The sequence below is a fragment of the Blautia sp. AF19-10LB genome (genome assembly GCF_003461245.1).
Taxonomy (GTDB): Bacteria; Bacillota; Clostridia; order Lachnospirales; family Lachnospiraceae; genus Blautia_A; species Blautia_A intestinihominis.
This window is the reverse complement of the sequence record NZ_QTWS01000070.1, coordinates 1-7,094: the sequence shown is the minus strand read 5'-3', so window position 1 is coordinate 7,094 and position 7,094 is coordinate 1. Positions and strand designations below refer to the sequence as shown.

5 protein-coding genes are annotated in these 7,094 nt (G+C 44.6%); all 5 read left to right on the top strand.

Going from position 1 to position 7,094, the window contains the following annotated elements:
• The first annotated feature begins 77 nt into the window (after positions 1–77).
• Entirely contained in the window at positions 78–1,061 is a 984-nt protein-coding gene (locus DWX28_RS18790) for a Crp/Fnr family transcriptional regulator (RefSeq protein WP_118254671.1), read from the top strand.
• Positions 1,058–5,038 (top strand): acyl-CoA dehydratase activase, encoded by a 3,981-nt coding sequence (locus DWX28_RS18785; RefSeq protein WP_118254669.1) that lies wholly within the window; start codon positions 1,058–1,060, stop codon positions 5,036–5,038. The genes DWX28_RS18790 and DWX28_RS18785 overlap by 4 nt, the downstream gene beginning before the upstream one ends.
• Before the next feature lie 78 nt (positions 5,039–5,116).
• Positions 5,117–5,458: a cupin domain-containing protein gene (locus tag DWX28_RS18780; RefSeq protein WP_118254667.1), complete on the top strand. Its 342-nt coding sequence runs from the start codon at positions 5,117–5,119 to the stop codon at positions 5,456–5,458.
• 421 nt (positions 5,459–5,879) lie between these two features.
• The gene (locus DWX28_RS20870; protein ID WP_158565348.1) at positions 5,880–6,083 is read left to right on the top strand and encodes an SH3 domain-containing protein; all 204 of its coding nucleotides are present in this window, start codon (positions 5,880–5,882) and stop codon (positions 6,081–6,083) included.
• A gap of 60 nt (positions 6,084–6,143) precedes the next feature.
• Positions 6,144–7,055, top strand: a complete 912-nt coding sequence (locus tag DWX28_RS18770) for a M20/M25/M40 family metallo-hydrolase (protein WP_243002503.1) — start codon at positions 6,144–6,146, stop codon at positions 7,053–7,055.
• Positions 7,056–7,094: the final 39 nt, after the last annotated feature.

The following is a 7,094-nucleotide window of genomic DNA, read 5'->3' as shown; positions in this document are numbered from 1 at the left end:
GTATATCAGATTCATTAAGAAATGTCTCTTGAAGTGTCTTAAATTACGATACCATTATACCTTTCACCGGCCTTGATATGGCGACAAAACAGGAAGTCATTTCTTATATCTTAAAGAATCGCAGAAACCGGATCCTTCTGGTGGCAACACACGGCATTGAGGATGCTGCCCTTCTGGGGGCAAAGGTGATCCATCTGGAAGACTGCCAGGAACTGACGGATGAAATGAAAGCTGCTATCCCGTCTGCACAGGAAATGGCTGAAGAAATGGGAGAAGAACCGGACGGGGTGATCTCCTCCGTGCTAAAACAGATGCTCATGGGAGCGGGAGAAATGTCTGCAAGGACCTATATGATGCAGCATATGGCAGAGACGAACCTGAAGCTTCTGGACGGAATTCCAGAAAGCGAATGGGAAAGAATGGGTTCGATCCTGGATGGGCGCATTCAGGAATTTGAACGTGGAAAGCTGATCTGGAACATCGGGGATACCTGCACAGAGTTTGCGGTCGTTTTAAACGGCATGGTCGCAGCTTATACCGAAAGTCTGAAACAGGTAGAATCCTTGGTGGCAAAATTCGGTCCGGGCAGGTGTTTCGGGGAAATGCTCCCGTTAAGCAATGCCTGCAGTCCGGTCAAGGTGATTGCGGCAGAAGATTCGAGGATCTTGTTCCTTTCCAGGGAAAAACTGATGGAAAAGCCAAAGACCATGCAGGAAGCAGAGATGAAGGCAAAGATCGCCTGGAACATGGTCTTTGAGATATCCGGTAAACTGGAAAAAGTCGCTGTAAAACTGGATATGACTTCGGAGAATACTGTCCGGGAAAAGATCGTCAAATATTTAAACAGCCTTCCGACGGAAAAAGACGGGACAAAGACCATGTTTTCCATGCAGAAAGAAACCGCACAGTACCTCCGTGTATCTCCGGAAGCACTTTCCAAAGAGTTGAACGATATGGAAAGAAAAGGACTGATCCGGAAAGAAGAAAATAAAGTACAGATCCTGCAACCGGAATTTTTTGCACTCAGGCCGGAGGCAGGAATAAGGAGCATACAGAAATGAAACGTTTAGGAATGGATATCGGGACCTCCACGATCAAAGTGGCGGTTTTGGAAGATCAGGTTATCAAATATAAAAATATCCGGAAGCATTATGGCAAGGTCCTTCCAGTATTAAAAGAAATGCTGGAAGAGGCATGTGCCCCAAAGGAGCGGATGGCAATGTGCGTGACCGGAAGCAATGCACAGGCAGTCCTTGGGGCAGAGGATGAGATCCCGTATCTTGGCTATATCCCGGCGGTTGCGGAAGGCGTCCGTTATCAGGTGCCGGAGGCAGGAAGCATCATCGAGATCGGAAGCCAGGGAGCCCGTTTTATCACAAACCTTGAAAAACAAGCACCGGAGTTTGCGGTCAACGAGCACTGTGCCGGGGGAACGGGCTCTTTTTTTGAAGACCAGATGTCCCGCCTGGGATTGAAGATTGAGGATTATTCTTTACTGGTCGAGCAGGCGCAGAGCGTGCCGCGTCTGTCCGGCCGCTGTGCCGTATTTGCAAAAACAGATATTATCCACCGCCAGCAGGAAGGGGTCAGTACACCGGACATCCTGCTGGGACTCTGCTATGCACTGGTCAGAAACTATAAGGCAACGATCGTAAAAAACCTTCCGGTGAAGAAACCGGTCGTGTTCTGTGGCGGTGTTACCCAGAATGCCGGAATGGAACGTGCCATCCGGGAAGTTTTTAAACTGGAACAGGGGGAACTGGAAGTTCCACATGATGCCCTGTATTCGGGCGCAGTAGGAGCTGCCATTCATGCAGCCGGGCGTCTTGAAGCGGATGGAAAATGCAATCTTGAAAAAGCGGAAACAGATGTGAAATACCGAGAGCAGATGCTTTTTAGCTGTGGGGAACTCTGCGAAGTCCTGCTGCGTGCCGAAGAAAGAAAACAGATGCAGAAATCCCTTCTTCCGAAACTTGTTCTTGCGGAAGGTACCTGTCTCGATGAGCCGGAAGTGACCGGCGTGATCCCGGAGGACGGCTGTGCACTTGGCATTGATATCGGTTCCACAAGTACAGACCTTGTCCTCACAGACAGGCAGGGAAACATCATTGATTTCCAGTATCTCCGCACTGCCGGAAATCCGGAAGGTGTGGTAAGGAAAGGACTTGCAAGCATCCGGGAACGCTTCGGGGAAGTGAAATTTACGGCTGTCGGCATCACCGGTTCCGGACGTGAACGTATTGGAAGGATGATGGGGGCAGATGCGATCCGGGATGAGATCACGGCACAGGCGAAAGCGGCTGTCCATTGGAACCCACAGGCAGACACCGTCTTTGAGATCGGCGGACAGGATTCCAAATTTATCTCACTGAAAGACGGCGAAGTGGCAGATTTTCAGATGAATAAGATCTGTGCGGCAGGAACTGGCTCTTTTGTGGAAGAGCAGGCGGCACGTATGGGAATCCCGATCAGTGAATTCGGACCGCTTGCCCTGGCATCTAAGAATCCTTCGGAGCTTGGTGAACGCTGTACGGTCTTTATCGAGACTGCCATCGCATCGGCAGAATCCGCAGGAGCAAGTCAGGCAGACATTGCTGCAGGGCTTTGTCATGCAATTGTGCGTAACTATCTGCACAAAGTTGTGGGAACGAAAAAAGTCGGGGATCACATTGTCCTTCAGGGCGGCGTAGACTATAACCCGGGAATCGTGGCTGCATTCCAAAGTGCTTATGGAGATAAAGTGACTGTCTCCCCGGTATTTTCCATTAGCGGTGCTTATGGCGCGTCCCTGTTGGCATATGAATCCGTCGGCATAAAAGTCGGGGAAAGTGGAAAACCTGAGAAAGAAAGTACTTTCCTTGGTTTTGATTTTCCATCCAAAGAAGTCAAAAAGCAGGATATGACGGAAGAAATCCGCAAAAATAAAGAACTTTACAAGATGGCGGGACAGTTTTCCATGCGTGGCTATGATGCAACGATCAACCCGAACAAGAAAACGATCGGTATCCCGATGGTCCTTGTCATGTTCAAATTCTTTACCCTTGCGAATGAGTTTTTCAAAGATCTCGGCTACAATGTGGTAATGTCCCATGTGTCCAATGAGGAGACTATACAGTTCTCCCAGCAGTATGCACAGGGCGAGACCTGTTACCCGGTCAAGCTGGTTTATGGTCATATGATACAGCTGGCACAGCAGAAGGTGGATTATATTTTTCTCCCAAATATCCATACGATCCACCATCCGCATGCACATGCGGCACACAGCTATGCCTGCCCGTACATGCAGACTGCAGCCAAATCTATCTATGATTCCCTTCACCTGAAAGACCAGGGCATTGAGCTGATCAGTCCGGTATTTGATCTGGACCTTGGCGTAAAAGAAATGGCGAAAGCAATGATCGGTGTCGGCCAGAGCCTTGGATTTTCAAAGCCGCGCTGCTTAAAGGCAATGATCAAGGGTGGTATTGCAGTCCAGAGGAACATGGAAGATACGGAAAAACTTGGTGCGGAGATCATGGCAAATCTGAAACCGGATGAAAAGGTTCTGGTCATCATCACAAGAAATTATGGTTATGCAGATCCGGTTTTAAATATGGGAATCCCGAACATCCTGCTTTCAAAAGGCTACAAAGTCATGACGCTGGGATACATTCCGGGAATGAGTCTGGATATATCCGGGGATTACCCGAACATGTACTGGCCGTTTGGGGACCATCTGCTTGCAGGCGCGAAGCTGATTGCCAACCATCCAAACCTGTATGCGGTATATCTTACCAACCACGGATGCGGTCCGGATACCCTTGTCAATCACATGTTCCGTGAGGAGATGGGGGACAAGCCGTATCTGCAGATCGAGGTGGATGAGCAGTATTCCGCAGTCGGTATCATCACAAGGATCGAGGCGTTCTTAAACAGTATCTCCCACAGACCGCCGGTAGAACTTCCGAAGAATTTTAACATCCTTGATGTGAAGATGAAAAAGACCAACATCAAATCCAAACCGGATAAGAATAAAAAACTGTATCTGCCGGATCTTGGGATCTACCGATGGTTCTTATCTGCTTATTTTGAAAAATGCGGTTATAAGGTTGGTTATCTTAATGAGTTCTCCAGGGAACTTCTGATGAAAGGGCGTGCAGAGACAAATTCCAAAGAATATCTGCCGTTTTCCGTATTACTCGGCGGTATTCTGGAAGCAATCGAGCGTGAGGGCGAAAACCGTAAAAATATCCAGTTCCTGATCCCGTTCAATGAAGGGGCTGACGCAGACGGACAGTATGCACGTGCGATCCGTACTGTTCTTGACCGCAAAGGCTATGGGGATGTAGATGTCATTGCACCGATGCTGGAGCGGCTTCCGGTGGAAGCAGATGATCCTGATCTTCTGATGCGGGCTCTTGTGGCAGGAGATATCCTCTATAGTGCACCGGCAGAATCCAGAGATGACCAGTTCTACCGTCCGCTTTCTGACTGGGATGCACTTATGGAACTGGCTGGAGAGATCGGAAAAGTCCCGGTCGTTGGACGTACCCTTGGTGTCGTCGGAACTCCGATGAGCATTTTTTCCCTGGATGAAGGAATCCTGGAAAAACTGGAATACGAAGCAGAGACTTTCCACCGTGCACCGCTTTCCGAGATGATATGGTTCCTCTGGAAAGACTGCGGAAGCAATGGAAAGGCAAAAGACCTTCTGTCATCCTGGAGAAAGAGGATGATGGAGATCGGAGAGACACTGAATGACCGCAGCAGCTTTGCAGAAGAGCCGGAAGAGCTTTTTGGAGTGGCAGACAAGTATCTGTCTGATTTCTCCGGTGCAAACGGAAGATACCGTTATGCGAAGATGCTCCTGCTTGCCGGAAGATGTAATGCCATGATCCACATGGCACCTCGTTATGAGAATACTTCCATGGTATTAAACATGCGCGGTCTTCATGATAACTGTAAAGTTCCGGTATATGACCTGTCACTGGACGGGGATTTCGATGAATCCGGATGGGAAAGGCTGCGTTCCTTCCTGTACTACTGCGGGGAAAAATAAAAGGAACGGATAAAAAAACAGAGCCTGCTTATTTTCCGGCAGGCTCAAAAAACAATGATAATAAAAGGAGATAACATTATGCCGTACATTAAAAACATTGAACATGAAAAAGTTGTTGATCTGGCAGGTGAAGTAGAATACATGCCAGGCCAGGTAATCAGCAAGACACTGGCGCAGAATGATGCTGTAAGCGTGACACTGTTTGCTTTTGAAAAAGGCGAAGAGATTGGAACTCACGATTCCATAGGAGATGCTATGGTTACTGTCTTAGACGGAGTTGGAGAATTCACCGTTGGAGGAGTAAAGCATATCTGCAAAGCAGGGGAAGCATTGGTTATGCCGGCAACAATCCCGCATGCAGTTTACGCAGTAGAAAGATTCAAAATGCTCCTGACAGTTGTATTTCCGAAATGCGAATAATTATATTTTGATTTTGAAATTGTAGAAAAGTATTTTTACAATCTATATTTAGAATAATATCCTGTTTGGAGTTCCAAATGGGATATTTTTAGTTTTTAGCAGAATACATAAGATTATATTTTATGACTTGAAAGCAAATTGATTTTATAAATTATATTTGAAAATTCCGTAGTATAAATGTTTGATTTGATAGTAAAAACATTTGACATTTTTAGACTATTATGATAGTCTATAGGTACAGACTATTGCAGTAGTTTACAGAAAAGATAAAACATAAAAGGAGGCTCGCATGAAGAGAATGAAAAAATTGATGAGTGTATTACTGGCAACTGCATTGATGGCAATGCCATGAACAAATGTTTTTGCAGATAATGAAATTCCATACAGTGCTCAAGAATCTGATGAAAATGTAGCACCACATGTGGCTCAGTATGTATGGGTTGATACTGATGTACTAAACGTTCGTTCAGGTCCGGGAACAGGGTATTCAGTGGTTGGAACAGTCAAACGTAATCAGCGTTTATGGATTACATATGCACAGTATGATTCATCGGGAGTTGACTGGTATAAATGTACTGCAATTGGCGGATGGGTTTGTTCGCTTTATGTCAGATATTCAGCATAAGTTATAATCCACAGGGGAAGGAGAGTACTCCTTCCCCTGTGAAAGTTAGGTGGTAAATTAATGAGAAAAAGACTGAGAGTATTAGTAGTATTGGTAAATATAGCTATTAGTATGAATTTTTGTATATTTGAGGTAAAAGGCGAAACAAATGAGAATGTCCAAAAAGAAAGTGAGATTCAAATAGATAAAGATTATATGCGGGAAGTTATTGAAGAAATTACATTTTCACCACACCCAATAAATTCAAAAGAAATTGACCAGGTAAAAAAATGTATTGTCTCTGAATTTAATAAAATAGGTTACGATAACATTGAATATCAAAAATTTGAGTACAACGATGAAAAAAATGAAAATGCAATAAGACATTCATCGCAAATTGATATATTTTTGGCACCTACATCAGAAGATAACACAAGTGATGGAGCAGGGGAAAATGTTATTATAAAAAAAGACAGTAATCAGAATACACAAAAAAAATTGATAATTAGTGCTCACTATGATAGTTCGCCAACATCTTTAGGTGCAAATGATAATGGATCAGGAGTTGCTATTGTATTAGAAATTGCACAAATATTGAAAAATATAGACATGCCATATAATATTGAATTTATTATGTTTTCAGGAGAAGAAAAATATATGTTAGGGTCAAGATGGTATGCTGGGCAATTATCAGAAGATGAGAAAGATAATATTATTGGTGTTATAAATGTCGATACAGTAGCCGAAAAAAGTGATTTGGGATATTGGATTATGGTTAATGGAGATAAACGAAATAGCGATATTGATTACGAATCCGATGATGCAATGCAAAAGTTGGCAGAGTTAAATGGCAATGCCCTTTCTAAATTATTTCAAGTTAATGACAGATTTAGCGTGGTGATGGCCATGAATAGTGATCATTATCCTTTTTCTTTACTGGACATCCCTTCAGTAACTATTGTTCAAAATTTGGAAGAGGAGCTTCTTGTATAATTCAAATATAGGGAATTCCGAGAAAGAAGGTTGAGAAAA

What these genes read in the sequence shown, in the direction of transcription:
- DWX28_RS18790 (WP_118254671.1), top strand. Translation starts at nt 78, where the DNA reads ATGGCGACAAAACAGGAAGTCATTTCTTATATCTTAAAGAATCGCAGA.
- DWX28_RS18770 (WP_243002503.1), top strand. Translation starts at nt 6,144, where the DNA reads ATGAGAAAAAGACTGAGAGTATTAGTAGTATTGGTAAATATAGCTATT.
- DWX28_RS18780 (WP_118254667.1), top strand. Translation starts at nt 5,117, where the DNA reads ATGCCGTACATTAAAAACATTGAACATGAAAAAGTTGTTGATCTGGCA.
- DWX28_RS18785 (WP_118254669.1), top strand. Translation starts at nt 1,058, where the DNA reads ATGAAACGTTTAGGAATGGATATCGGGACCTCCACGATCAAAGTGGCG.